This is a genomic window from Ruminiclostridium papyrosolvens C7, from assembly GCF_000421965.1.
Taxonomy (GTDB): Bacteria; Bacillota; Clostridia; order Acetivibrionales; family DSM-1351; genus Ruminiclostridium; species Ruminiclostridium papyrosolvens_A.
This window is the reverse complement of sequence record NZ_ATAY01000012.1, coordinates 1-25,204: the sequence shown is the minus strand read 5'-3', so window position 1 is coordinate 25,204 and position 25,204 is coordinate 1. Positions and strand designations below refer to the sequence as shown.

The following is a 25,204-nucleotide window of genomic DNA, read 5'->3' as shown; positions in this document are numbered from 1 at the left end:
TAATTTTTTTATTTTAATGTGTATATATAATCAAGGTACATTAAAAGGGTGGGAGAACTATTTGGATGTTTCGGATATAACCATATTAAAAGAATATAAAAAGAATAGCAGACGCGGTCTGGAACTTGTATATGACAGATATAAAAAATATGTTTATACCATAGCGTTCCATTATGCCGGTAATAAAGAAGATGCTCTGGATATAACTCAGGAGGTTTTCATATCTGTTTTTAAATCAATGGAAGGCTTTAAGGAACAGTTTTCCCTGTTGCCCTGGATTAAAAAAATTACCGTAAATAAGTGCCTTAATTTCTTGAGAAGTAAGAAACCAAACTTATCTCTTAATGAAACTAATGAAAACGGAGATGAACTGCAAAGTATTATTAGCTCAAATGAAACAACAGATGATGCAGTCTTATGCAAAGATACAAGGCAAATACTTCAACAATCAATCGGAAGGCTTCCCGAACGGGAGAGAATGGTTATACTGTTAAGACACGTAAAGCAAATGAAATACAGTGAAATTGCAAGTATAATGAAACTGCCACCAGGTACTGTAAAAACACTTATACATAGAGCTAGAAATACAATTAAAGAAAATCTGATTAGTCTGGGTATTTGGGAGGTATAAAGATGGACTGTGACAAAGTAGATGCTTCATTGCTTCAGGAATATTTAGAGAGCACAATAGACCCCCTTGAAAAAATATTTGTTGAAAATCATTTAAAAATATGTAAGGAATGCAGAAGAGAATTATCAGAGTTAAAGCTGTTACTTTATGACCTTGATGATAGAAGTAATTATATAATTGAAATTCCGGCAGAGCTGGAAACCATGAGAGACGATATAATTGACACTTTTTTGGGAAAAAGGAAAAGCCCGTCCAAGAGAATTATTGAAAGGCAGGTTGAAACCATCAAAGCTACAGGTAAATTTATTGAGTTTTTACCTGGGGCAAAACAAGCTCCAAAAGTTTTAAAGCAAGCATCAAAAGGATTGAAAAAAGGAGTTAAGAAATTAATTGCCAAGTAATGATGTGAACGGAGGCACAGATGGTAGCTCTTATAGTAATTCTTAAAATAATTTTATATATATTTTTGATTATTGCTGCCGTAGTTTTATTGGTTGTTCTTGTACCTTTCAAGTATTATGCAGAGGGATCAAAGTATGAAACCATTGCTGTAAAAGGCTATGCAAACTGGCTTTTTGGTGCTGTTAAGATAAACTTCAACTACAGCACCCAAGGTAGCTTTGATACAAATTTCAGTTTGTTTGGCTTTAAAAAAGGCTTTAAGAAAGGCTTTAAGAAAAAAAATGAAGACACGTCAGCAAAAGAAGTCCCGGAAAGTAAGGTAACAAAGGAAAAACCAGCATACAGTTACTTTACATATGAAGTATTTATGCAGGGATTAAAATCCTTTTTTAAGGTACTAAATCATTACAAACCAAGCAGATTTATAGTAGATGCCAAAGTAGGTTTTGAAGACCCAATGTATACGGGCTTGCTCTGTGCTGTAAGAAATACCTGGTTTGCAATTTTAAATAAAAACAGTATTCGTATTCAGACAAATTTTGAAGACGAAACTCTAGAGGGTAGCTTTTTAATCGGCGGAGGAATTCAAATTTTCTATTTAATACTAGTTGGAATAGAATTTGTTTTTACAAAGCCTTTCAAAAGTATTTTATTTCAAAATATTAAGTATAAAATTAAGAGGAGGCTGAAAAAATGGCGAATAATTTCAATTTTAGTGAAAGCATGAGTGTTATCTTTGACAAACTGGAGAATTTTTTAAAGACAAAGACAGTAGTAGGTGAACCTATAAAAATTGGTGATGTAACATTGGTACCGTTTATAAATATGAGCTTTGGTCTTGGAATAGGTGGAGGTACCGGTAATGATGAAAAAGGTATGGGAGGGGAAGGAGGAACAGGAGCAAAAATTTCTCCTACCGCCGTTCTGGTTATTAGTGGTGACAAGGTAGAACTCCTTCCCATAAAGAAATCCGGTGGCTTGGATAAATTGCTTGATATGGTACCGGGTATTGTAGAAAAGATACAGGATAAGAGAGAGGAAGAAAACTCTAAAAATGAGTTGAAGGAAGAGTAATAAACCATAATATTATTTTTAAGATAAGCCCAAAATAACTGCTTGAACCAAAAAAATTCAGGCAGTTATTTTTTTTTATGCATTTATGAGATTTTATTAAATTCCTCTATAATACTTTTTAACAAATTAATGGTAAAATGGAAATATTAACACTTCATCTAATATCAAGCCAATCCGTTACTTTCCTTAACCAAATAACATATGAAGGGAGGGCAAGTTTTATTAAATTTTCTCAACAGGTTAACTGAAAGTGAGGAATATAAACAGGATTCATCTACTTTAAAGAAAGAAAGGAAGGAAAAACCCATGAATAAAATGTATTTTATAGTATCCTTGCTGGCTGCATTGTTCATATTCCCTATTGCAGCAAACGCGGCCACAGATTCAACCCATCCCGGTTTTAGAGTCCAAGGAAGATTTCTTTACGATAATACAGGAGAAAAGGTAATTCTCTATGGTGTAAACAAAATGTGCATATGGACTGATAAGGATGGTGTTCCGTCTTTTTCGGAAATAGCAAAAACAGGAGCAAATTGTGTAAGAATCACATGGGGAATAGATGGTTCGGCGGAAGATTTAGATACCGTTATCCGCAATTGCCGTGCTGAACACATGATTCCTATTGTTGAACTTCACGATGCCACAGGAGACTGGTCAAAGCTACCTTCACTTGTAAATTACTGGATAAGGCCCGACATAGTGAATGTAATTAAAAAGCATCAGGAGTATTTATTAGTCAATATAGGAAATGAAGTAGGTCAAAGCGTAACTGAAGCAACCTTTAAAGCAGATTATGAGTCCTCTGTAAAGAAGATGAGAGAAGCGGGAATTCACGTACCTTTGATTATAGATGCCTCCAGCTATGGTCAGAGCATAGATATGCTGCAGGCATGCGGACCTTATCTCATATCTGCCGATCCCGATAAAAACTTAATGTTCTCAGTACATATGTGGTGGCCTTATATGTGGGGACATTCAGATCAGGAAGTAATTGATGAAATTGCTCAATCAGTGAATATAAATCTTCCTCTTATTGTAGGTGAATTCGGACATAAGTGGGATGAAACGGAAAACGGTAAAATACCATACCAAACAATTATGGAACAGTGCTATAAAAATCAAATTGGTTATCTTCCATGGGAATGGGGCCCCGGAAATAACCCACAGACATTTTTGGATATGACATCAGACAGTACCTTTGCTACATTAAACGACTACGGTAAGGAAGTTATGCTTACCAACCAGTACAGTGTAAAGAATATTGCCAAGAGACCTGCCTCTATGATGTCAAACCTTCCGCCGGTACTGCCAAAGGAACCTTTGCCATATGGAAATCTAGCCTATAAAAAGCCGGTAACAGCTTCATCTATAGAAAGCACTCAAAACAATGAAAGTAATATAGTTGATGGCGATTTAGAAACAAGGTGGGCTTCGCAGGTTTCAGACCCCAGCTGGGTTTATGTTGATCTTGGTGCAAAAAAGGAAATAAACAGACTCATTATTTGCTGGGAGGCTGCATATGCAACTCAATATAAAATTCAGGTATCCGATGATGAAAATACATGGACGGATGTGGTTACACAGTATAACGGAACAGGCAAAACCGAGGATATAAGCCTTTCTTGCTCCGGCCGTTACCTAAGGATATACGGTATGCAGAGGGCAAATTACCAATGGCCGTATTCAATCTGGGAGATAGGAGTGTATGGCCCAGAATCAGAATTGAGTGCATCTATATCCCCTACAGTAGCAGTATTTGATAAGAATCCTGCCAATGCGGCAGATACACCTGTAACACTTGACCCAAAAAGTAACACACTTAATGCCATATTAAATGGACCATCAGTAAAGTTAGTAGCAGGACAAGATTATATAATAGAAAATAAAACAAATCTGATTATAAAAAAGGAATATCTGTTGGGACTTCCAGCAGGTACAACTAAATTGACTTTTGATTACAGTGGTGGAGTAGACCCGATTTTAGCTATTGCTGTCGGGGATACAACACCGGGAGGCTCTGTCCAAAGTCCAATAATCAGTCCCTCCGCTGTAACATTTGATAGAACATCTGCACCGAATTTGAGGATAACTATATCTCCTAACGGTAATATTCTTACTTCAATAATGAATGGTTCAGTACCTCTAATTCATGGCGCAGATTATACTATTTCAGGAGATACTGTAACAATTATGAGGAGTTACCTTGCAACTCAACCTTCTGATAATGTAAATCTGACTTTTGACTTCAGCGGTAACGGAATTGACCCAGTACTTAAAATTACTTTTCTTAAAGACACTACTTGTGGGGATGCAAACCTGGACGGAGTTAAAGATGCCCTTGATTATGCAATACTCAAACAGTATCTTTTAGGGATGACAACTCTGAATCATGATATTTTACACTTTCTTGACCTTAATCTGGACGGTACAACCGATGCAATTGATTTATCTATCTTCAAACAGTATTTGCTGGGGAAAATAACCTACCTTCCTGTGACCCAATAAAAATTATAGAAAACCGGCTCTCAAAGGGCCGGTTTTTATGCCCCTGTAGTTCTAAAGGATATTTCCTATTGACTCATGGAATAAAATGAAATATAATGAATATAATTTAGTAATTTAGCACTTTAATTAGATAAAGGAATTTAAATAGATTTTAAATTAAATTTAATATATGAGAGGTATTTGCTTATGTCCAGATGGAAAATATATACCCCTGACGGTGTACAGGATATCCTGTTTGATGAATGTTACATAAAGAGAGAAATAGAAAAAAGAATCAGAAACACATTCAGGTCTTATGGCTATTATGAGATAGAAACACCAACAATAGAATTTTTTGATGTATTCTCATCAGAAATAGAGCATTTTCCTCAGGAATCAATGGTAAAGTTCTTTGATCAAAAAGGAAGAATTCTTGTATTAAGGCCAGATATAACTGTTCCTGTTGCAAGAATAACCGCCACGAAAAACAGGGACGTGCAGCTCCCAATAAAATACTCATATATAGGTAATGTATTCAGATTTAACGAAGTTGGAGGCGGCCGCCAGAACGAGTTTACACAGGCCGGGGTTGAGATGCTTGGGGATTCATCCTCGGAAAGTGATGCAGAAATAATCGCTATGGCAATAAATACACTGAAATCTGCCGGTCTTAAGGAATTCAAGATAGAAATCGGCCAGGTTGAATTTTTTAAAGGTTTGGCAGAAGAGGCGGGATTTTCTAATGAGGATATAGATGCTATATCCAAACAGATTGACAAAAAGGATCTTGTTGGCGTAGAGGAGATACTTAACCGATATGAAATAAGTACAAGGTTAAAAGAGCTTATTTTAAAGCTAACAGGATTGCTTGGAACGGTTGATGTGATAAAAGAATTCAAAAACTCTGCAATTAACGACAGAAGCCTTAAAGCAATTGAAAATGTAGAAGAAGTAGTATCTATATTATGTGATTACGGTTTGTCGGAATATGTGTCAATAGACTTAGGAATGTTAAAAAGCCTCAATTATGACACCGGAATAACTTTCAGAGGCTTTACAAACGGAGTTGGATTCCCGATACTTTCAGGAGGAAGGTACGACAACCTTACTTCCAGCTTTGGAAAGGAGTGTCCTGCGACAGGCTTTTCAGTAAGGATAAATATGCTTATGACAGCAATGGAAAACTCAGGTCTTACCTTTGAAAGACCTTCCGTAGATTCATTGATATGTTACGAAAAAACAAATAGAAAAAGGGCCATAGAAATAGCGGAAGCCCTCAGAAAGCAGGACATGAAAATAGAAACCTTTGTTCTGACAGAGGGTATCGACCAAGGCAAAAAATATGCTTCTTCAAAGACAATCGGAGGAATCATATATATTGGAGACAAAGATAAAATCACCGTGTTCGATATGATAAACGATACTACAGAGGAAACAAGCTTCAATGCCCTTTTAAACATTGAATAATAAAACCGTTTTAAGTTTATAAAATAAATTTTTGTGGGGAGTTAAAAAATGAGATATTTGACAATTGCTCTTTCAAAGGGCAGACTTACAGATATGTCGGTAGAAATATTTGAAAAGATTGGAATAGACTGTACAGAACTTAAATCATCCACCAGAAAGCTTATACTGTCTGATGAAAAGAATAAGATAAAGTTTTTTCTTGCAAAGCCTGCAGATGTACCGACCTATGTAGAGTATGGGGCGGCAGATATAGGAATAGTGGGAAAGGACACACTTCTTGAGGAGGGCCGGAATCTGTATGAGGTGCTTGATTTGGGATTTGCAGCTTGCAGAATGGCATTGGCAGGGCCGGCAGAATTACAGGGAAAGATAGAAGAGCTGAATATAAAAAGAGTAGGTACAAAGTATCCTAATATTGCAAGAAATTATTTTGAGAAAGCCAGAAGAGAAAGCGTAGAGATAATAAAACTGAACGGTTCTGTGGAGCTTGCACCTCTGGTGGGTTTATCAGAGGTTATAGTGGATTTGGTTGAAAGCGGCAGAACACTCAAAGAAAACGGCTTGGTAGTACTAGATACAATAGCAGACATCAGTGCAAGAATGGTTGTAAACAGAGTAAGTATGAAAATGGAGAACCAACGAATACAGAAAATAATAGACGGAGTTAGAGAAGAATTATCCGCAAGGGGGTAACATTATGCTAAACATTGTAGATTTACGCAGTGACTTTGACGGGGCTGCTGCAAAGGACTTATACGGAAAATTAACAAAGAGAACCGGAACCCAAAACGGCGGGAACATAATCAACATTGTAGCAGAAATAATTGACAATGTTAAACAAAAGGGTGACAGTGCTTTAAACGAATACACAAAGAAATTTGATAAAGCAGAAATAGAAACCATAAAAGTATCGGAAGAGGAAATTACCTCTGCATTCAAAAAGGTTGCCCCACAGCTATTAGAGACTATAAAAAAATCAAAGCAAAATATCTGGGACTTTCATGAAAAACAACTTCAGAACAGTTGGATAAATCCTAAAGAGGACGGAACTATGCTGGGACAGCTTGTAAGACCTCTTGAAAAGGTAGGCCTATATGTTCCCGGGGGAACAGCACCGCTTATATCATCGGTATTAATGACAGCAGTTCCCGCAAAAGTAGCCGGAGTGGAAAAGCTCATAATGTGTACACCGCCTTCACGGGATGGAAGTATAAACCCCGCAATACTGGTTGCAGCCAGAGAAGCAGGAGTGGATGAGGTATACAGAGCCGGAGGCGCACAGGCTGTTGCTGCGATGGCATATGGAACAGAAACAATACCGTCGGTGGATAAGATATGCGGCCCCGGTAATGTTTATGTTGCTACAGCCAAGAGACTGGTTTTTGGAGACTGCGACATTGATATGTTTGCAGGTCCAAGCGAGATACTGGTAATTGCAGATTCAAGTGCAGTACCCGAGTACGTAGCTGCTGATCTCCTTTCACAGGCGGAGCATGACATATTGGCATCCTCGGTGCTGGTTACCGATGATGTAAGTCTTTTGGACAGCGTGAAAACCGAAATAGAAAAACAGCTTTTGAGTCTAAAAAGAAACGAAATAATCGAGAAGTCATTAAAAAACTTTGGATTCGGAATACTGGTTGATAACATAGAAGAGGCAATAGAGGTATCAAACAACATAGCACCTGAGCACTTGGAGTTGTGTATAAAAGAGCCCATGAGTATACTGGGAATGATAAAAAATGCGGGGGCAATATTTGTTGGGAACTATTCACCTGAACCTTTGGGAGACTACATGGCTGGGCCCAGTCACGTTCTTCCAACCAGTGGAACTGCAAGGTTTTCATCACCGGTAAACGTAGATCAGTTTATTAAAAAATCAAGCCTGATTTATTACAACAAACAATCACTAGAAACAACAAGCAACGATATTATAAGGTTTGCGGAAGCAGAATTACTGGATGCCCACGCAAATGCCATAAAGGTAAGATTCAATAAATAAACTGAAATTCGTTGTATTACTGAAAGGAAGGTTACTATGATAGAAGAATTAATCAGAACGGAAATACGTTCATTTATACCCTATAATGCAAATCAGCAGCCCTATAAAATAAAGCTGGATGCCAACGAGAGTCCTTTCAATCTTCCGTCAGTAGTTAGAAAAAAACTCGCTGATTATATACTGGAAGATCCCCAACTGAACATGTATCCCGACACGGATTCTATTCAACTAAGGGAAGCCTTAGAAGAATACTGGAACGTAGATAAAGAAAATATCATAGTGGGAACAGGCTCTGACCAGCTAATACAGATTATAGCAAATGTATTTCTGGAGAAAGGCGACAAAGTTCTCTATCCTGCCCCCTCTTTCGGTATGTACAAGGACTCATGTATAATAGCCGGAGGAAAGGCCGTAGACTATATTCTGGATCAAAATAATAATTTCTCCTATTCGGCTGATAAAATAATACAGGCCTATGAAACAGAAAAGCCAAAAATTATTTATATATGCAGTCCCAATAATCCCACCGGAAATCTGATGCCACAGGATGAAATTTTAAAAGTCCTTAAGGCATGTACAAAATCAATAGTTGTAGTAGATGAGGCATATGCAGACTTTTCCGATACAACGGTAATTCCATGTATAAAAGAATATGAGAATTTGCTTATACTACGGACGTTTTCAAAGGCTTTCGGATTAGCTGGCATAAGGTGCGGATATTCCATAGCCTCGGAAAAACTTACGAGGGCTGTAAATCTGGCAAGACCTCCTTATAATATCAGCTCATTGTCACAATATGCAGCCACACTGGTTTTATCCAATATAGATGAAATCCAAAATAACATAAAATATCTCGTAGAAGAGAGGGAATGTGTTTCCTCCAAACTTGCCGAGATAGATGGAATAAAAGTGTACGGCTCAGCAGCAAATTTTATTTTGGTAAAAATTCAGAACTCTAAGGACGTTTATACGAAATTATGCGAAAGAGGCATTTTTATCAGAGCCTTTGGTTCATCGACCCTTTTATCTGATTGTATGAGGATAACCATAGGAACACATGAACAAAATTCCGTACTGCTTGATGAACTATGTACTATCTGCTATAATAAATAGCGAACATTACAACGAAAAACATAGAAAAGGTTCGGGTTTTAAATTGAACGGAGGAACACGTATGAGAGAGGGTTTGGTCACACGAAACACAAAAGAAACTCAAATCAATGTAAAAATAAATCTTGACGGCAAAGGTGACTGTCAGGCGAATACCGGCATAGGCTTCTTTGACCATATGCTTGTATTATTTACAAAGCATGGACTTATGGATGCCTGTTTTGATGTAACAGGTGATTTACACGTGGACTCCCACCATACCATCGAGGATACGGGTATAGCCGTGGGACTTGCAATAAGGCAGGCACTTGGAGATAAGAAATCCATAAGAAGGTATGGTACAGCCTATGTTCCAATGGACGAGGCTCTTGTACTTGTATCTCTTGATTTGAGCGACAGACCGTATCTGGTGTTTGATGCACAGTTTTCACAGCCCATGGTAGGACAAATGGATACTCAAATGGTAGAGGAATTTTTCAGGGCAGTTGCATTTAACGCTGGAATTACCCTCCATATCAAAGTTCTTCACGGTTCAAACTGCCACCACATAATAGAAGCAATGTTCAAGGCATTTGGCAGAGCTATTGACGATGCAACAAGATTGGACACCAGAATTGAAGGTGTCATGTCAACAAAAGGTACGTTGTAATTTAAAAAGTTAATATATACAGGAGGTAGTAAAAATGTTACTAAACAATACAGATTTCATCAAGTTGCCATTATTCGTAAAAGGAAAGGTAAGAAACGTATACGATTTGGGGGATCAGCTCCTTATAGTAGTAACAGACAGAATATCAGCCTTTGATGTGGTATTTGATGAATTAATACCTAACAAGGGGACAGTCCTAAACAGTATATCCGCATTTTGGTTTGACTTTACAAAGGATGTTATCGGAAACCATGTAATAACAACCGATGTCAGCAAATATCCAAAAGAACTTTCAGCTTTCAAGGACGAATTGCAGGGCCGTTCAATGTTGGTAAAGAAAGTACAGATGCTTCCTGCTGAATGTATTGTAAGAGGATATCTGGAGGGGTCAGGACTTAAGGAGTATCAAAAAACAGGAACCGTGTGCGGTATAAAACTTCCTGCAGGATTAAAGCAGGCTGACAAGCTGCCTGAACCAATATTCACACCATCTACCAAGGAATCAGAAGGCCACGATATAAATGTGTCCTTTGAAGTACTTTGTGAAAAGATAGGATTAGAAATGGCTCAGAAGCTAAAGGATGCAAGCTTGAAGCTTTATAAAAAAGCCAGCAAACATGCTGAAAGCAAGGGACTCATATTAGCAGATACAAAATTTGAATTCGGAATGCTGGACGGAGAACTGGTTGTGGGTGACGAAATGTTCACACCTGATTCCTCAAGATTCTGGGCAATGGATGAATACCAGCCGGGAAGAGCACAGAAGAGTTTTGACAAGCAATATTTAAGGGAATACCTTGAAAGTATTACATGGGACAAACAACCTCCTGCACCTGAGCTTCCACAGGAAGTAATCAGAAAGACAGAGGAGAAATATATAGAAGCATACGAAAGAATCACCGGGGAAAAGTTTCAGGGAGATAAGCTATGATAGCTATTATAGACTATGGCGTGGGTAATCTCGCCAGTGTTAACAAGGCATTCAGCTTTATAGGATATGATTCGAAAATAACCTCAGACCATGAAGAAATACTTGCAGCTGACAAGGTTGTCCTGCCCGGTGTCGGTGCATTTGCCGATGCTATGGACAGCCTTGATAAGACTGGAATGATATCAGTCATAAAGCAGGTTGCACAAAAGGGAACACCCTTGTTGGGAATTTGCCTTGGAATGCAGTTGCTTTTTGATTACAGCACTGAAGGCGGGGAAAAAGTGGGAGGCTTGGGACTGCTAAAAGGTTCAGTAAACCAATTTCCCATGGACATGGGACTAAAAGTTCCCCATATGGGATGGAACAGTCTCAATATCAGGCAGGAAAAGGGCATTTTTAGTGGAGTACGACAAAATAGCTATGTATATTTTGTACACTCATACTTTGTGACTGCTGAGAATACCTCAGATGTTGCGGCAGTGTGCAAATATGGAATCGGGTTTGATGCCGCGGTTTGCAAAAGGAACATTATGGGAACACAGTTCCACCCTGAAAAAAGTGGAGATGTAGGACTTGATATACTAAAGAATTTTGCTGCGCTTAGCACCAAGGAGGCTGACAATTTACTATGATTATTTATCCCGCAATCGACATAATAGACGGAAAGTGTGTAAGGCTGCAGCAGGGCAGCTACAGTGATGTAACTGTTTTCGGGGACAGCCCTGTGGATATGGCAAGAAAATGGGAGAGACTCGGAGCCGGGTACTTGCATGTAGTTGATCTGGATGGTGCAAGATCAGGGAAATCGGAAAATGCTGAGATTATAACGCAGATAGCAAAAACTTTGAAAATTCCGGTTCAGGTAGGCGGAGGGATTAGAAATCTTGAAACCGTTGAGACTTACCTGTCTGGAGGTTTGAGCAGAGTTATACTGGGTACATCAGCAGTGAATAACCGTGAAATGCTTGTATCTGCTCTAAAAGAATATAAAGACAAAATAGCTGTAGGAATAGATGCAAAGGATAGGAAGGTTGCCATCCACGGTTGGGAGAAAACAAGTGATTTTACAGCCGTTGAGTTTGCAAGGGAAATTGAATCCCTTGGTACAAAAACAATTATATACACTGACATTTCAAGGGATGGCATGCTAAAAGGCCCGAATCTTCAGGCTATGAAGGAAATGGCCAACAGTGTTGCATTGAATGTAATAGCATCCGGCGGAGTAAGCAAACTTACAGACATAGTTGACTTAAAGCAAACGGGGGTCAGCGGTGTAATAGTAGGGAAAGCCCTTTATACCGGGAATGTAAATTTAAAAGAAGCGATAGAAGCCATATAACCAAAGGAAAGGGAGCAAATTATGCTGACCAAAAGAATAATTCCCTGTCTTGATGTACACGCAGGGAGAGTTGTTAAAGGCGTACAGTTTGTAAATATAATAGATGCCGGAGACCCGGTGGAAGCGGCTGCATTTTATGACAAAGCCGGTGCTGATGAGCTTACTTTTCTGGATATTACTGCTTCTTCAGATGCAAGGTCAATTATGCTTGATGTTGTCAGCAGGGTTGCAGAGCAGGTATTTATTCCGTTCACTGTAGGCGGTGGAATCAGGACGGCAGAGGATTTCCGCCAGATATTGAAAGCCGGAGCCGATAAAGTGGGTGTAAATTCTGCTGCACTGAAAAGACCTGAGCTGATATCAGAAGCAGCTTGGAAGTTCGGAAGCCAGTGTGTAGTACTGGCAATAGATGCAAAAAAGCGCGCTGGCGGCTCAGGATGGGATACATATCTCAATGGCGGAAGAGTAAACACAGGTATAGATGCAGTTGAATGGGCCATAGAGGCTGAGAAGCTGGGAGCAGGTGAAATCCTTTTAACCAGTATGGACAAGGACGGAACGAAAGACGGATATGATATAGAGTTAACAAGGACAATATCCGAAAATGTAAAAATTCCTGTGATAGCATCCGGCGGAGCAGGAAAAATGGAGCATTTCAAGGATGCTCTTTTGGATGGAAAAGCAGATGCGGTATTGGCAGCGTCACTATTCCATTTCCGAGAGATGGAAATCCGTGATTTAAAAGGTTACTTAAAAAATAATGGTATTGAAACTAGACTTTAAAAAATAAAAACAGTTAAAAGCTGTACAAACAAAAAATTTTTGATATGATAAATAAATGAGTGTATGGAGGCGTTCAATAATGAATAACTTAAAAAGTTCGGTTAAATTTGATGAGAAAGGTCTTGTTCCCGTAGTTACTCAGGACACTAAAACAAAAGAGGTTCTGATGGTAGCATACATGAACGAGGAAGCCTTTGACAAGACAATAGAAACGGGAAAGGTTCATTATTACAGCCGTAGCCGCAGTAAGCTTTGGCTTAAAGGTGAGACATCAGGACACTTTCAGCTTGTTAAGTCAATAAAGCTGGACTGTGATGGGGACACAATTTTGATAGAGGCTGAACAGATTGATGCTGCTTGCCATACAGGAAACAAGACATGCTTTTTCAGAACAATGATTGACGGAGAATGGAAAGAAAATGAAGAAGAAAAGCCAACAGCCGCAATTCTTCATGAAGTTTACAACGTAATAGTAGACAGAAATGTTAATCCTAAAGAAGGTTCATATACTAATTACCTGTTTACAAAAGGCTTGGACAAGATATTGAAAAAAGTAGGAGAAGAGGCTGCCGAGGTTATCATTGCGGCAAAGAACAAATCCAAAGAAGAAATAAGATACGAAGTATCTGATTTAATGTATCATCTTATGGTATTGCTTGTAGAAAGAGGCCTCACTCTTGAAGACATATACGGAGAATTAAAAGGAAGAAGATAAGTGAAAAATAATTTATTAAGCATCGATGAATATCGGAATAATCCGGAATTTTATTTCTATAAGGGACTGCGTTGTGCTAACAAAAGGAATCTAAATGACGCCTACAAGCATCTGGTTAAGGCTGCTGAGCTAAGTCCTGAGAATATGGAGTATAAATTTAACATAGCATGCTTCCTTTCTGAAATGCAAAAGCCAAGAGAAGCCAACAGGATATTCATGGATATACTTTTACACTATGACCCTACAATGCATGATTGCTATTTCGGTATGGGCTGTAATAGCTTTGAGCTTGGTGATATGAAAAAAGCAGCCGAATACTTTGAAAAGTATATCTATTTTGACAGTGATGGTGAATTCAGCGAAGAAGTTTCAGAAATGATATTTTATTTGAAACTATATAATGACATTTCCGGAGACAACAGATTTCTAAGGTTGTCTCAAACTAACTTAAAAAAGGCTCGCAAAAGCCTTTTAAATAACAAAACTGACGAGGCGGTAAGTCAACTATATAAAGCAATAGCATTTAACCCTATGAACTCAGATGCACGTAATCTGCTGGTGCTTATAATGTTGGAGCAGCAGAATTATAAACGTGCATCAAATTTTATAGCCACAGTTACAAATATATATAGTGAAGACATTTGGGCTAACAGCCTTAAAATATATAACTTATACCACACTCGGAAATATTCCCGGGTAGAAAAATTATTAAAGATCCTTCCATTTAGAAGTATATACAACAGGAAGGACCTTTTATGTATTGCAACTACTTTAATAATATTTAATAAAATAGATGAATTGATTCACTTGTTGGAAACATATATTGTTGAGTACAGCGATTTATTTATATGTGCTCTGCTGCTTATAGGTTACATATCAACAAAAAATTACGGTAAGGCAAATCAGATTATTAATAATCTGCAATCAATTAAAACATTAGATAAAAACTTTTCGGATTGGATCAAAAAGGTCAGTGAATTTATAAAGGAAGATAACTCGGAAGTATCTGTTTTGGAAGAATATAAGGAAATATTCAGAATAATCGGGGAACCTGAAGATTACATGTATAGTCCGTTCAGGTATAAAAAAATATTTGAAAATGTCACTAAACCAAGACATAGAACTCTTAGAAAGATCCCCAAAAAGTATAATTCTGTAGTTGAGTGTGCTGTACTTCATAAGGAAATAATGTATGTTCCTGAATATGAAAAGGAAATAATACAAATATTGTACAACATAATATATCAGACAGGTGAACTTTTGATAGAGAATGAAAAAGACATAGTTGCCCTTTCTGCTGCAATTGAATATATCTATTGCAAAGAGAACTTTATTGAAATGGAAAAGGAGGAATTAATTCAAAAGTATGGAATTTCTTCTATTGCGTTAAATAAAGTGCTCAAAAAAATTAAATATAAGGAGTAAATCTGATATCGCAAAAAAATCAGAGTAAATGGAAGAAATAATTAGCATTAAAACCATGATTGAACTAAATGGCAAAATATTGCTTGATTTATGAGTATAAAGCGTTTGATAATATTTTATTCAATATATAATATTATAAATGTGATTAGCACTCGATGACAGTGAGTGCTAACAGTTTACAAGCATTAAATATTCAAGGAGGTAAAACAATGAAGATAAAACCATTAGGCGATAGAGTAGTTATTAAAATGCTTGAGAGCGAAGAGACTACTAAAAGTGGAATCGTATTACCGGGAAGTGCCAAAGAAAAGCCACAGGTAGCAGAGGTAGTTGCAGTAGGACCTGGTACAGTTGTAGACGGAAAAGAAGTTAGAATGGAAGTTAAAGTTGGAGACAGAGTACTTACCAGCAAATATTCCGGAACAGAAGTAAAATTTGACGGTCAGGAATATACAATATTGAAGCAGAGCGATATCCTCGCAATTGTTGAATAATTATAACGGGAGGTAAGAGAAATGGCAAAGGAAATTAAATTTGGCGAAGAAGCTAGACGCGCACTTGAAAAAGGTGTTAACCAATTAGCTGATACAGTAAAAGTTACCCTTGGACCTAAGGGAAGAAATGTTGTTTTAGATAAGAAATTCGGCTCACCATTAATAACAAACGATGGTGTTACTATAGCAAAAGAAGTTGAACTGGAAGACAAATTTGAAAACATGGGTGCTCAGCTAGTTAAAGAAGTTGCTACAAAGACAAACGATGTAGCCGGTGACGGTACTACAACGGCAACTTTACTTGCACAGGCAATAATAAGAGAAGGTATGAAGAACGTTGCTGCTGGAGCAAACCCAATGATTTTAAAGAAGGGTTTGCAGAAGGCTGTTGATACTGCTGTTGCAGGAATCAAGGCAAATAGCCGTAAAATCAAAGGTAAGGAAGATATCGCAAGAGTTGCAACTATTTCCGCAAATGAGGAATTAATAGGAACTCTTATTGCCGATGCAATGGAAAAAGTAACAAATGACGGTGTTATCACTGTAGAAGAATCAAAGACTATGGGAACAAACCTTGAAGTAGTTGAAGGTATGCAGTTTGACAGAGGATACCTTTCAGCTTACATGGTTACAGATACAGATAAGATGGAAGCAGTTTTGGATGATCCATACATCCTTATAACAGACAAGAAAATAACAAACATTCAGGATATACTTCCAATTCTCGAACAAATTGTTCAACAGGGAAAGAAGCTACTCATAATCGCAGAAGATATGGAAGGAGAGGCACTTACAACTCTTATCCTGAACAAATTAAGAGGAACATTTACTTGCGTAGCTGTTAAGGCACCTGGATTCGGTGACAGAAGAAAAGCTATGCTTCAAGATATAGCTATATTAACAGGCGGAGAAGTTATAACTGAAGAATTAGGTCTTGACCTAAAGGAAACTCAGATAGCTCAGCTTGGAAAAGCAAGACAGGTTATTGTACAAAAAGAAAATACAATAATAGTTGATGGTGCAGGAAGTGCTGAAGACATTAAGAGCAGAATAAACTCCATCAAGACTCAGATTGAAGATACTACATCAGACTTTGACAGAGAAAAGCTTCAGGAAAGACTTGCAAAGCTGTCAGGCGGTGTAGCTGTAATTCAGGTTGGTGCTGCAACTGAAACTGAAATGAAAGAAAAGAAACTGAGAATTGAAGATGCACTGGCTGCAACAAGAGCAGCAGTTGAAGAAGGTATAGTAGCCGGTGGTGGAACAGCGTTAATTAACGTTATCCCTGAAGTTGCTAAATTACTTGATACAACTTCCGGTGACGAAAAGACAGGCGTTCAGATTATATTAAGAGCTCTTGAAGAACCTGTAAGACAAATAGCAGCAAACGCAGGTCTTGAAGGATCAGTAATTGTTGACAAGATTAAAGCAAGCGAAAAAGATATCGGATTCGATGCACTTAACGAAAAATATATAAATATGATTGAAAGCGGGATCGTTGATCCTGCAAAGGTTACAAGATCAGCTCTCCAAAATGCAGCTTCTGTAGCAGCAATGGTACTTACAACAGAGAGCGTTGTAGCTGATAAGCCTGAACCGGAAGCACCAGCTATGCCGGGTGGAATGCCAGGCGGAATGGGTGGAATGTACTAAGATAAAAAAGTTATATAGAGGGTGGCTACAAAATAGTCATCCTCTATTTGTATTTAAATGGTAAATTGAAAATAATTTCACTAAATACTTGATATTATCTTGTTAATTTATTATTATTTTAACAAGCTTTAAAAAATGCTTTGTTTGTTCCAATGAGGAGGGGCTTTAAAAATGGATATATTTATGGAGAAAATTGTAAAACGTAAAAAAACTAGCTGTTGACTCAGCAATAATTGCAGCTACAATTGTAATTGGATTATTGTTAATTATGATAGTTGGCTCAGTGAGCTTCCTACAAACCTTCATGCCGGTACTGCTTGTAGCAATTGGATATTTAGGGTATATGTTGATAAGGAACAGAAACGTAGAATATGAATATATCGTCACCAACGGTGATTTAGATATAGATATGATAATAGCACAGAGAAAGAGGAAAAGAGTATTTAGTGGTTCCTGCAAGGATTTTGAAATAGTTGCAAAAATGACAAGCGGTCAGTATAATCAAAGCTACGAAACCATCAAAAATCGCTTAAATGCTGTAACAGCAATGGATTCAAACGAAGTATACTTCATATCCACAGTAAAAGACGGTGAGAAAATGCTTGTATTTTTTGAACCACATCCCAAAATGATTGAATCATTTAAGAAATATATTCCAAGAAAGGTTTTTGAATAAAGTTTGAACTTAAGGCAAAGGACGTTTTTGTTCTTTGCTTTTTGAATAACAAACGTAAACAGTATTATAATATTTAAGTAATTTACAAATGTCATATAAGGAGGAATTTTTTAAAATGGCTTTTTATTACAACGAACCTTCGAGGACTTTCAGTGAATACCTCTTAGTTCCAAACCTCAGTACCAAGGAATGTATACCGGATAACGTTATACTAAAGACACCAATAGTAAAACATAAAGTCGGGGAAAAACCTTCTCTCGAGTTGAATATACCGGTTGCTTCGGCAATAATGCAGTCAGTTTCAGATAATAACATGGCAATAGCATTGGCAAAGTGCGGAGGTATATCATTCATATACGGCTCACAAAGCATCGAAAGTCAGGCTGAAATGGTAAAGAAGGTTAAAAAATATAAAGCTGGATTTGTAGTAAGCGACAGCAATCTTCGCCCCGACAATAAACTCAGAGATGTAGTTGCAATGAAGGATAAAACAGGACATTCAACCATAGCTATAACAGAAGACGGAACACCTACAGGCAAACTTCTGGGAATAGTTACAAGCAGGGATTACAGACTTAGCAGAGCATCTCTTGACGAAGAGATAAGCAGCTTTATGACTCCATTTTCCCAATTAATATACGGGAATGAAAAAACATCATTAAAAGAAGCAAATGACTTAATCTGGGAGCATAAGCTAAATTGTCTTCCAATAATAGACAGCAATCAAAAATTGATGTATTTCGTGTTCAGAAAAGACTATGACAGCCACAAGGAAAATCCGAACGAATTGTTGGACAAGAGCAAGAGCCTTATAGTAGGAGCAGGTATAAATACCCGTGATTACAAGGAAAGAGTAGCTGCACTGGTTGAAGCCGGAGTAGATATCGTTTGTATAGATTCATCCGATGGATATAGCGAATGGCAGTCCGATACAATTAAATGGATTAAGGAAACATATAATGGAGAAGTAAAAGTAGGTGCAGGAAATGTAGTAGACAAGGAAGGTTTCAGGTATTTAGTTGGCGCAGGTGCTGATTTTATAAAGGTTGGTATCGGCGGTGGATCTATATGCATAACAAGAGAACAAAAAGGTATCGGACGCGGACAGGCATCTTCCCTTATTGAGGTATCAGCTGCAAGAGACGAATACATGAAAGAGACCGGTATATACGTACCAATATGCTCTGATGGCGGAATAGTACATGATTATCATATGGTACTTGCTCTGGCAATGGGTGCTGACTTTATAATGTTAGGTAGATATTTTGCAAGATTTGACGAAAGCCCAACCAGAAAGTTAAAGGTTGGAGGAAACTTCGTTAAGGAATATTGGGGAGAAGGCTCAAACCGTGCAAGAAACTGGCAGAGATACGACATGGGAGGAGAAGCAAAGCTTGGCTTTGAAGAAGGTGTTGACTCATATGTTCCTTACGCAGGTAAATTAAAAGACAATCTGGATACTACTATTTATAAGATAAAATCTACAATGTGCAACTGCGGTGCCTTATCAGTATTAGATCTCCAGCAGAAAGCCAGAATAACACTAGTATCTGCTACAAGTATCAAAGAAGGCGGAGCTCATGATGTAATTTTAAAGGACAAGGAAATATCTTCCTGATAATTGAATAATATTATTAATAATATTATTCAGATATATTGAGATAATTATATAAGTATTGTAGCTTAGGCCGTAAAATGATATGTAAAAAAATGGATAAAACATTCTTGACATTATTATATATGTAATCTATAATTAGTTAGCAAATATAGCTAACCTGACATCAAAGTGCTACTGCCGTCAGGAACATAATTTTAATTTTTATTCCATGTATATTAATATAAGTCAATAAGTTGAATATTATATTAGGAAAAGACAGTTTGCATATTATTTATTAATTATAGGTCTAGCATAAAAAATTAATGGTAAAGGAGAGGGCTTCAAATGTCAGCAAAAGAAGTCGTTTTAACCTACGAAGGCTTAAAGAAGCTGGAAGAAGAATTAGAATTTTTAAGAGGAACTAAAAGAAAAGAAGTAGCCGAAAGAATAAAGCAGGCTCTTTCATTTGGTGATATTTCTGAAAATTCTGAATATGATGAAGCGAAAAACGAACAGGCGCAAGTAGAAGGCAGGATTGTACAACTTGAATCCATGCTCAAACATGCCAGAATAATAGATGAAGATGAAGTAAATACAGATGTTGTAAGCCTTGGATCAAAGGTAAAGATTTTTGATATTGAGTTTGATGAAGAAGTAGAATACTTGATAGTTGGTTCTACAGAAGCAAACCCTCTTAAATCAAAGATTTCAAATGAGTCTCCTGTAGGTGCAGCACTAATTGGGCATTCAAAAGGTGAAACAGTTGAAGTACAAGTTCCTGACGGAGTATTAAAATTTAAGATACTGGAAATATCCAAGTAAGAAACAATACAATATGTGTTGCCACAAAAAGCAAAATTAATATATAATTATACTTACAGTTTACATTAAAATGTAAACTGTTTTTTATAAGGAAATCATAAATACTTTAATATATAAATAGGAGGAAATAATGTCAGAAGAGAATATTCAGGAGAATCAACAAAGTGAAGAGGATTTAAGCGAGATACTAAAAGTAAGACGTGCCAAGCTAAAGGATTTACAGGATAAAAACAGCGATCCTTTTAAGATAGTAAAGTATGATGTAACAAACTCTACCCAAAATATTATTGATAATTTTGAAGCACAAGAAGGTCAGACTGCCTCTATTGCCGGAAGGTTAATGTCAAAGCGCGGCATGGGTAAGGCAGGATTCTGCGACCTTCAGGACAGGGATGGAAAAATTCAGCTCTATGTCAGAAAAGACGAAGTTGGAGATGAAGTATATGAAATGTTTAAAAAATATGACATAGGTGATATAGTAGGTGTAAAGGGAGAGATATTTAAGACCCACAAGGGAGAAATATCAATTAAGGTAAAAGAGATTACACTTTTATCAAAGTCGCTACTTCCATTGCCTGAAAAGTGGCATGGTTTAAAAGATACAGATTTAAGATACAGACAAAGGTATGTGGATTTGATAGTAAACCCGGAAGTTAAAAATACCTTTATATTAAGAAGTAAAATAATCAAATCAATCAGAAAATTCCTTGATAACAGAGGATTTCTTGAAGTTGATACACCATTATTGAACACGATTCCAGGAGGAGCGACTGCAAGACCGTTTATTACGCATCACAATACCTTGGACATAGATATGTACTTGAGAATTGCACCTGAACTCTACTTAAAGAGGCTTATAGTCGGTGGAATGGAAAAAGTATATGAAATGGGAAGAATGTTCAGAAATGAAGGTATGTCCGTAAAGCATAACCCTGAGTTTACAATGATGGAAGTGTATGAGGCATACAACGATTATAAGGGAATGATGGAACTTACAGAAAACCTTATCTCTACTGTAGCAATGGAAACATTGGGTACTACTAAGATTCAGTATCAGGGACAGGAAATTGATCTTACTCCGCCTTGGAACAGAATGACTATGATAGAGGCAGTAAAGAAATACTCAGGAATTGATTTTGATACAATAAGAACTGATGAAGAAGCAAAAGCGGCCGCAGAATCCAAAAAGGTTCATGTGAAAGACGGTATGGTTCGTGGAGAAATATTGAATCTTATGTTTGAAGAATTTGTTGAGAGCAATCTGGTTCAACCTACATTTATCTATGACTATCCTGTAGAAATATCTCCACTTACAAAAAGGAAGCCGGATTGTCCTGAATTAACAGAACGTTTTGAATTCTTCATTACAGGAAGAGAAATGGGTAATGCATACTCTGAGTTAAACGACCCTATTGATCAGAAAGAGAGATTTATCAGCCAAGTGAAAAAGAGGGATTCCGGAGACGAAGAAGCAAATATGATGGATGATGATTATGTTACTGCATTAGAATATGGAATGCCGCCGACAGGTGGATTGGGAATAGGTGTTGACAGACTGATAATACTGTTAACCGATTCAGCGTCAATAAGAGACATTTTATTATTCCCTACAATGAAACCAAGAGATTAAAAATATAAAGTGATAACCTTTACGTAATTAACATATGAAAACAACGGATAACCTAATGGTAATTGGCGGCCTTTAACTGGCATGGAGGTTAATTTGAAGTACACGAAAAAAGAATCAAGAATAATAATGGAAATTCCAACGAATTCAACAAAAGAAGATATCGAAAGAAAATATGACGTAATATTGAAAAAATACCGTCAAATGAAAATAGACGGTACTTTGACGAAAGAAGCTGAAGAAGACTTCCAAAACAAAACGGATGCTTATAGAATCCTTATGGGTTATGAGGTAGAAGAGCCAAAGGCACCACAAAAGGAAACATATGTTGATAAGGCATTTGTAAAGGCAGGAATGGATAGAAAAAAGGTCGATAACTTTTTTCATTACCATAAGTACCATATACTGGTGTCGATTATAGCTGTTATAATAATAGCATCAACAGTATATTCCATTGTAACCAAAGTAGAACCCGAAATAACCATAGGAATTCTAGGTGAAGTACATGAACAGGCAACTGATACCTTTAAACAAGACATAACAAAGAATATACCTGAAATTAAGGAAGTCGGCCTGGAAACGGTAATGCTTAGTAACAGAATTAACGACCCGAATTCATCTATGTATATACAAAAAGCGATGGTTCTTTTTGCAGCTTCTAATACAGATGTATTTTTGCTAAGCAAGTATGTATTTGATCAATATGCTTCTGATGGCGCTTTTATGGCCATGGATGATATAGCAAAGGACTTAAAAATAGATACTAAGTCCAGTGACTATCTCAAACTAAAGGTTGTAGAAGAGTGGAATCAGCCCCAGGATCCGAAAGAAAAGCGAACAGTCAAATCGTATAGGGATTCTGAGCCTAAATTATATGGGATAGACGTGACAAACAGTAAATTCTTTAAGGATGTAGATGTTTTAGGTCCTGAGAAGATTCTGGCTGTAAGAGTAGAGCCCGAAAACCTTGAACTTATACTAAAGCTGGCAAAGTTATTCGCAGAATAATTTATGTATGAAAGAAACGCTGGTAAAGGGGGTAGTAACGTGGAACATAGCGAACTGAGTGTTCAAAAAATGCTGGATGGAGGTAAATGTCAAATTATCCTTTCAGGTGAAATTGACATACACACATCACAGAACTTTAAAAACGAGCTAAATGAGGTGGTTAAATCCTGTAATGGCGACCTCTATATAGATTGCAAGGAACTTACCTATATAGATAGCACAGGCTTAGGCATACTTGTAAGCGCACTTAAAGAGGTAAGAAAAGAAGACAATCATATATACATTTGTAGTCTAAAGGATAATATAAAGAAGTTATTTCTCATTACCGGTTTGGACAAGTTATTTAAAATAGAATAAAACCATATTTAAAACGAAAGGGGGTACACATTAGCCGTGTACCTTTTTTCTAGTTGGTAAAATATTAATACAAAGTAAAAAGGAGAATATCTATGAATAGTATTTCAAATGATAACGTAGTACTCATTTTGCCTGCAAAAAGTGAATATGTAAGTACGGCAAGATTAACTGCATCAAGTGTTTCAACCAGAGCAGGTTTTAATATTGATGAAGTCGAGGATATAAAGGTGGCTGTTTCTGAAGTATGTAATATAATACTATCAAGAACAGAAAATAACATAAGTCAATATAGAATATCCTTTGATATCTATACTGACAATATTAAAATAACATTTACGGCAGAAAACAGTACACTAGACTGTTTCGAACAATCCATAGAAAACGAATACGGACTATACATTATGAAAGCTCTTATGGATTCAGTAGAGCTGTGTAATGAAAATCATTCCATAGTAATGACAAAAAAGATTGGAGTATAGCTATGGAAAACAAAACTCAAAATACATTAAACTACGATGAAGCACAGTTGTTTTCTCAATACATAAGTACACGAAATCTGGATTATAGAAATGAGATTGTATCAAATTACCTTGGTCTTGCAGAGTATTTGTCCAAAAAGTTTTTAAACAGAGGAGTAGACTTTGATGATATATATCAAGTAGCATGCCTTGCCTTAATAAAGGCTGTAGAAAGATTCAGTCCGGACAAGGGAGTAAAATTCATTAGTTTTGCAACTCCGACGATTCTAGGTGAAATAAAGAGATTTTTCAGAGATAAGAGTACAACAATAAAGATTCCCAGAAGAATATACGAATCCCGGCAGGGAGTTAACAAGGCCAGAGATGAGCTTACACAAAAGCTGAGTAGAGTACCGAGGGCAGATGAAATAGCTGAATACATGGGAATACCCGTTGATACAGTACTCGAGATAATAGAAGCCGGAAGCTCCGCTATAGTTAAATCCTTGGATCAGTCAATTAATCAGGAAAATGATTCTGAATTGGGTGATACTTTAGGGTACGACGAGAAAACATATGAAATGATAGATAATAAAGATTTTCTCGAAAAGGCTTTAACATCATTTAATGACATAGAAAAAGAATTCATAACATATAGATATATTCAGAATATGACTCAGAAGCAGATAGCCGAAATACTTGGAGTTTCACAGATGTACATTTCAAGAATGGAAAAGAAAATACTCGATAAATTCAGAACTTATCTCAAGTAGGTACATCATTGTTTACACCTTAAAAATACGGGTATTATATAATATAACAAAACTTAGGCAGGTGTAATTGTGAGAGCTATTACTTATATTATCAACAATCCTGTAGATGTATCCGATATCGTTACTCTAATTCTTGATTACATCACATTGGGGCATTGTGTATGTGAAGATGTAATATTTGAAATAAAAGTTATACTCAATGAATTAATTGTAAATGCAGTACAGCATGGTAATAAGTGCAATGATTGTAAGCATACGTATGTAACCTTTAAAATAATTGACAATTACTTATATGTGAGTGTAATGGATGAGGGTAGCGGTTTCAACCATACAAAAACTGCTTTGGTTCATAAAGATTTGGATTGTGTAAATAATCTGTATTGCGATCATGGCAGAGGATTGGTTATAGTTCGACAACTATGTGACAAAATCAAGTTTAATAAATGCGGAAATAAAGTTTCAATTATTAAAAACCTTGACATACAACAACCTAAAAATGTTTGAGAAAATTTAAGAATAAATCAGAACATAGGTATAAAAAACATATAATTTAAAATAATAGTCGAAAATGGTAGTTCCATGGTAAAAATATTTGTTGACAATAAAAGTGTAATTATGATATTCTAAATAAGCCGTTGCTATGGAGAAGACATTTTTAATACAATAGTTGTTAAGAGAATAATTAATTTGTAAAAAAGTGTTGACAGTAAAGTAGAGGCGTGTTATT

The 25,204-nt window shown here is 36.7% G+C and carries 27 protein-coding genes; all 27 read left to right on the top strand.

Annotated elements, in window-relative coordinates; genetic code table 11:
• The first annotated feature begins 16 nt into the window (after positions 1-16).
• Positions 17-631 (top strand): RNA polymerase sigma factor, encoded by a 615-nt coding sequence (locus L323_RS23310; RefSeq protein WP_020814051.1) that lies wholly within the window; start codon positions 17-19, stop codon positions 629-631.
• Positions 632-633: 2 nt separating this feature from the next.
• Positions 634-1,032, top strand: a complete 399-nt coding sequence (locus L323_RS23305) for an anti-sigma factor family protein (protein ID WP_020814050.1) — start codon at positions 634-636, stop codon at positions 1,030-1,032.
• A gap of 20 nt (positions 1,033-1,052) precedes the next feature.
• Positions 1,053-1,760 (top strand): DUF2953 domain-containing protein, encoded by a 708-nt coding sequence (locus L323_RS23300; RefSeq protein WP_020814049.1) that lies wholly within the window; start codon positions 1,053-1,055, stop codon positions 1,758-1,760.
• Positions 1,727-2,107 (top strand): GerW family sporulation protein, encoded by a 381-nt coding sequence (locus L323_RS23295; protein WP_020814048.1) that lies wholly within the window; start codon positions 1,727-1,729, stop codon positions 2,105-2,107. The genes L323_RS23300 and L323_RS23295 overlap by 34 nt, the downstream gene beginning before the upstream one ends.
• 306 nt (positions 2,108-2,413) lie before the next feature.
• Entirely contained in the window at positions 2,414-4,612 is a 2,199-nt protein-coding gene (locus tag L323_RS23290) for a X2-like carbohydrate binding domain-containing protein (protein ID WP_020814047.1), read from the top strand.
• Positions 4,613-4,798: 186 nt separating this feature from the next.
• Positions 4,799-6,058, top strand: coding sequence for an ATP phosphoribosyltransferase regulatory subunit (hisZ, locus tag L323_RS23285; protein ID WP_020814046.1), 1,260 nt, complete (start codon positions 4,799-4,801; stop codon positions 6,056-6,058).
• A 48-nt stretch (positions 6,059-6,106) separates the two neighbouring features.
• Positions 6,107-6,751: an ATP phosphoribosyltransferase gene (hisG, locus tag L323_RS23280; RefSeq protein WP_020814045.1), complete on the top strand. Its 645-nt coding sequence runs from the start codon at positions 6,107-6,109 to the stop codon at positions 6,749-6,751.
• A gap of 4 nt (positions 6,752-6,755) precedes the next feature.
• Positions 6,756-8,060, top strand: a complete 1,305-nt coding sequence (gene hisD / locus L323_RS23275) for a histidinol dehydrogenase (protein WP_020814044.1) — start codon at positions 6,756-6,758, stop codon at positions 8,058-8,060.
• Positions 8,061-8,096: 36 nt separating this feature from the next.
• Positions 8,097-9,173, top strand: coding sequence for a histidinol-phosphate transaminase (gene hisC, locus L323_RS23270; RefSeq protein WP_020814043.1), 1,077 nt, complete (start codon positions 8,097-8,099; stop codon positions 9,171-9,173).
• 61 nt (positions 9,174-9,234) lie between these two features.
• Positions 9,235-9,819 carry an imidazoleglycerol-phosphate dehydratase HisB gene (hisB, locus tag L323_RS23265; RefSeq protein WP_020814042.1) on the top strand — a complete coding sequence of 195 codons (585 nt, stop codon included), beginning with the start codon at positions 9,235-9,237 and terminating at the stop codon, positions 9,817-9,819.
• A 34-nt stretch (positions 9,820-9,853) separates the two neighbouring features.
• Entirely contained in the window at positions 9,854-10,750 is an 897-nt protein-coding gene (locus tag L323_RS23260) for a phosphoribosylaminoimidazolesuccinocarboxamide synthase (RefSeq protein WP_020814041.1), read from the top strand.
• On the top strand, positions 10,747-11,382 hold the full coding sequence (gene hisH / locus L323_RS23255; RefSeq protein WP_020814040.1) for an imidazole glycerol phosphate synthase subunit HisH: 636 nt from the start codon (positions 10,747-10,749) through the stop codon (positions 11,380-11,382). Before L323_RS23260 ends, hisH begins: the two co-directional genes overlap by 4 nt.
• Positions 11,379-12,089: a 1-(5-phosphoribosyl)-5-[(5-phosphoribosylamino)methylideneamino]imidazole-4-carboxamide isomerase gene (gene hisA, locus L323_RS23250; RefSeq protein WP_020814039.1), complete on the top strand. Its 711-nt coding sequence runs from the start codon at positions 11,379-11,381 to the stop codon at positions 12,087-12,089. Before hisH ends, hisA begins: the two co-directional genes overlap by 4 nt.
• A gap of 21 nt (positions 12,090-12,110) precedes the next feature.
• Positions 12,111-12,872 (top strand): imidazole glycerol phosphate synthase subunit HisF, encoded by a 762-nt coding sequence (gene hisF / locus L323_RS23245; RefSeq protein WP_020814038.1) that lies wholly within the window; start codon positions 12,111-12,113, stop codon positions 12,870-12,872.
• A 79-nt stretch (positions 12,873-12,951) separates the two neighbouring features.
• A complete protein-coding gene (hisIE, locus tag L323_RS23240; protein WP_020814037.1) occupies positions 12,952-13,587 on the top strand; it encodes a bifunctional phosphoribosyl-AMP cyclohydrolase/phosphoribosyl-ATP diphosphatase HisIE in 636 nt (211 codons plus the stop codon).
• Positions 13,588-15,012 (top strand): tetratricopeptide repeat protein, encoded by a 1,425-nt coding sequence (locus L323_RS23235; protein WP_020814036.1) that lies wholly within the window; start codon positions 13,588-13,590, stop codon positions 15,010-15,012.
• A gap of 209 nt (positions 15,013-15,221) precedes the next feature.
• A complete protein-coding gene (gene groES / locus L323_RS23230; RefSeq protein WP_020814035.1) occupies positions 15,222-15,506 on the top strand; it encodes a co-chaperone GroES in 285 nt (94 codons plus the stop codon).
• A gap of 21 nt (positions 15,507-15,527) precedes the next feature.
• Positions 15,528-17,159, top strand: coding sequence for a chaperonin GroEL (gene groL / locus L323_RS23225; RefSeq protein ID WP_020814034.1), 1,632 nt, complete (start codon positions 15,528-15,530; stop codon positions 17,157-17,159).
• Positions 17,160-17,427: 268 nt separating this feature from the next.
• Positions 17,428-17,835 carry a hypothetical protein gene (locus L323_RS23220; RefSeq protein WP_242835224.1) on the top strand — a complete coding sequence of 136 codons (408 nt, stop codon included), beginning with the start codon at positions 17,428-17,430 and terminating at the stop codon, positions 17,833-17,835.
• Between the two features lie 115 nt (positions 17,836-17,950).
• Positions 17,951-19,453, top strand: coding sequence for an IMP dehydrogenase (locus L323_RS23215; RefSeq protein ID WP_020814033.1), 1,503 nt, complete (start codon positions 17,951-17,953; stop codon positions 19,451-19,453).
• A gap of 324 nt (positions 19,454-19,777) precedes the next feature.
• On the top strand, positions 19,778-20,254 hold the full coding sequence (gene greA / locus L323_RS23210) for a transcription elongation factor GreA (protein ID WP_020814032.1): 477 nt from the start codon (positions 19,778-19,780) through the stop codon (positions 20,252-20,254).
• Between the two features lie 130 nt (positions 20,255-20,384).
• The gene (gene lysS / locus L323_RS23205) at positions 20,385-21,884 is read left to right on the top strand and encodes a lysine--tRNA ligase (RefSeq protein WP_020814031.1); all 1,500 of its coding nucleotides are present in this window, start codon (positions 20,385-20,387) and stop codon (positions 21,882-21,884) included.
• Between the two features lie 93 nt (positions 21,885-21,977).
• A complete protein-coding gene (locus L323_RS23200) occupies positions 21,978-22,889 on the top strand; it encodes a hypothetical protein (RefSeq protein ID WP_020814030.1) in 912 nt (303 codons plus the stop codon).
• A 39-nt stretch (positions 22,890-22,928) separates the two neighbouring features.
• The gene (locus L323_RS23195; protein WP_020814029.1) at positions 22,929-23,246 is read left to right on the top strand and encodes an STAS domain-containing protein; all 318 of its coding nucleotides are present in this window, start codon (positions 22,929-22,931) and stop codon (positions 23,244-23,246) included.
• A 92-nt stretch (positions 23,247-23,338) separates the two neighbouring features.
• Entirely contained in the window at positions 23,339-23,725 is a 387-nt protein-coding gene (locus L323_RS23190) for an ATP-binding protein (RefSeq protein WP_020814028.1), read from the top strand.
• Between the two features lie 2 nt (positions 23,726-23,727).
• Positions 23,728-24,477 (top strand): SigB/SigF/SigG family RNA polymerase sigma factor, encoded by a 750-nt coding sequence (locus tag L323_RS23185; RefSeq protein ID WP_020814027.1) that lies wholly within the window; start codon positions 23,728-23,730, stop codon positions 24,475-24,477.
• 69 nt (positions 24,478-24,546) lie between these two features.
• Positions 24,547-24,981 (top strand): ATP-binding protein, encoded by a 435-nt coding sequence (locus L323_RS23180; RefSeq protein WP_020814026.1) that lies wholly within the window; start codon positions 24,547-24,549, stop codon positions 24,979-24,981.
• The last annotated feature ends 223 nt before the right edge of the window (positions 24,982-25,204 follow it).

What these genes read in the sequence shown, in the direction of transcription:
- hisD (WP_020814044.1), top strand. Translation starts at nt 6,756, where the DNA reads ATGCTAAACATTGTAGATTTACGCAGTGACTTTGACGGGGCTGCTGCA.
- hisA (WP_020814039.1), top strand. Translation starts at nt 11,379, where the DNA reads ATGATTATTTATCCCGCAATCGACATAATAGACGGAAAGTGTGTAAGG.
- hisF (WP_020814038.1), top strand. Translation starts at nt 12,111, where the DNA reads ATGCTGACCAAAAGAATAATTCCCTGTCTTGATGTACACGCAGGGAGA.
- L323_RS23290 (WP_020814047.1), top strand. Translation starts at nt 2,414, where the DNA reads ATGAATAAAATGTATTTTATAGTATCCTTGCTGGCTGCATTGTTCATA.
- L323_RS23305 (WP_020814050.1), top strand. Translation starts at nt 634, where the DNA reads ATGGACTGTGACAAAGTAGATGCTTCATTGCTTCAGGAATATTTAGAG.
- greA (WP_020814032.1), top strand. Translation starts at nt 19,778, where the DNA reads ATGTCAGCAAAAGAAGTCGTTTTAACCTACGAAGGCTTAAAGAAGCTG.
- hisIE (WP_020814037.1), top strand. Translation starts at nt 12,952, where the DNA reads ATGAATAACTTAAAAAGTTCGGTTAAATTTGATGAGAAAGGTCTTGTT.
- L323_RS23295 (WP_020814048.1), top strand. Translation starts at nt 1,727, where the DNA reads ATGGCGAATAATTTCAATTTTAGTGAAAGCATGAGTGTTATCTTTGAC.
- L323_RS23190 (WP_020814028.1), top strand. Translation starts at nt 23,339, where the DNA reads ATGAATAGTATTTCAAATGATAACGTAGTACTCATTTTGCCTGCAAAA.
- hisC (WP_020814043.1), top strand. Translation starts at nt 8,097, where the DNA reads ATGATAGAAGAATTAATCAGAACGGAAATACGTTCATTTATACCCTAT.
- hisZ (WP_020814046.1), top strand. Translation starts at nt 4,799, where the DNA reads ATGTCCAGATGGAAAATATATACCCCTGACGGTGTACAGGATATCCTG.
- L323_RS23220 (WP_242835224.1), top strand. Translation starts at nt 17,428, where the DNA reads ATGATAGTTGGCTCAGTGAGCTTCCTACAAACCTTCATGCCGGTACTG.
- groL (WP_020814034.1), top strand. Translation starts at nt 15,528, where the DNA reads ATGGCAAAGGAAATTAAATTTGGCGAAGAAGCTAGACGCGCACTTGAA.
- hisB (WP_020814042.1), top strand. Translation starts at nt 9,235, where the DNA reads ATGAGAGAGGGTTTGGTCACACGAAACACAAAAGAAACTCAAATCAAT.
- hisH (WP_020814040.1), top strand. Translation starts at nt 10,747, where the DNA reads ATGATAGCTATTATAGACTATGGCGTGGGTAATCTCGCCAGTGTTAAC.
- L323_RS23310 (WP_020814051.1), top strand. Translation starts at nt 17, where the DNA reads ATGTGTATATATAATCAAGGTACATTAAAAGGGTGGGAGAACTATTTG.
- groES (WP_020814035.1), top strand. Translation starts at nt 15,222, where the DNA reads ATGAAGATAAAACCATTAGGCGATAGAGTAGTTATTAAAATGCTTGAG.
- L323_RS23215 (WP_020814033.1), top strand. Translation starts at nt 17,951, where the DNA reads ATGGCTTTTTATTACAACGAACCTTCGAGGACTTTCAGTGAATACCTC.
- lysS (WP_020814031.1), top strand. Translation starts at nt 20,385, where the DNA reads ATGTCAGAAGAGAATATTCAGGAGAATCAACAAAGTGAAGAGGATTTA.
- L323_RS23185 (WP_020814027.1), top strand. Translation starts at nt 23,728, where the DNA reads ATGGAAAACAAAACTCAAAATACATTAAACTACGATGAAGCACAGTTG.
- L323_RS23300 (WP_020814049.1), top strand. Translation starts at nt 1,053, where the DNA reads ATGGTAGCTCTTATAGTAATTCTTAAAATAATTTTATATATATTTTTG.
- L323_RS23260 (WP_020814041.1), top strand. Translation starts at nt 9,854, where the DNA reads ATGTTACTAAACAATACAGATTTCATCAAGTTGCCATTATTCGTAAAA.
- hisG (WP_020814045.1), top strand. Translation starts at nt 6,107, where the DNA reads ATGAGATATTTGACAATTGCTCTTTCAAAGGGCAGACTTACAGATATG.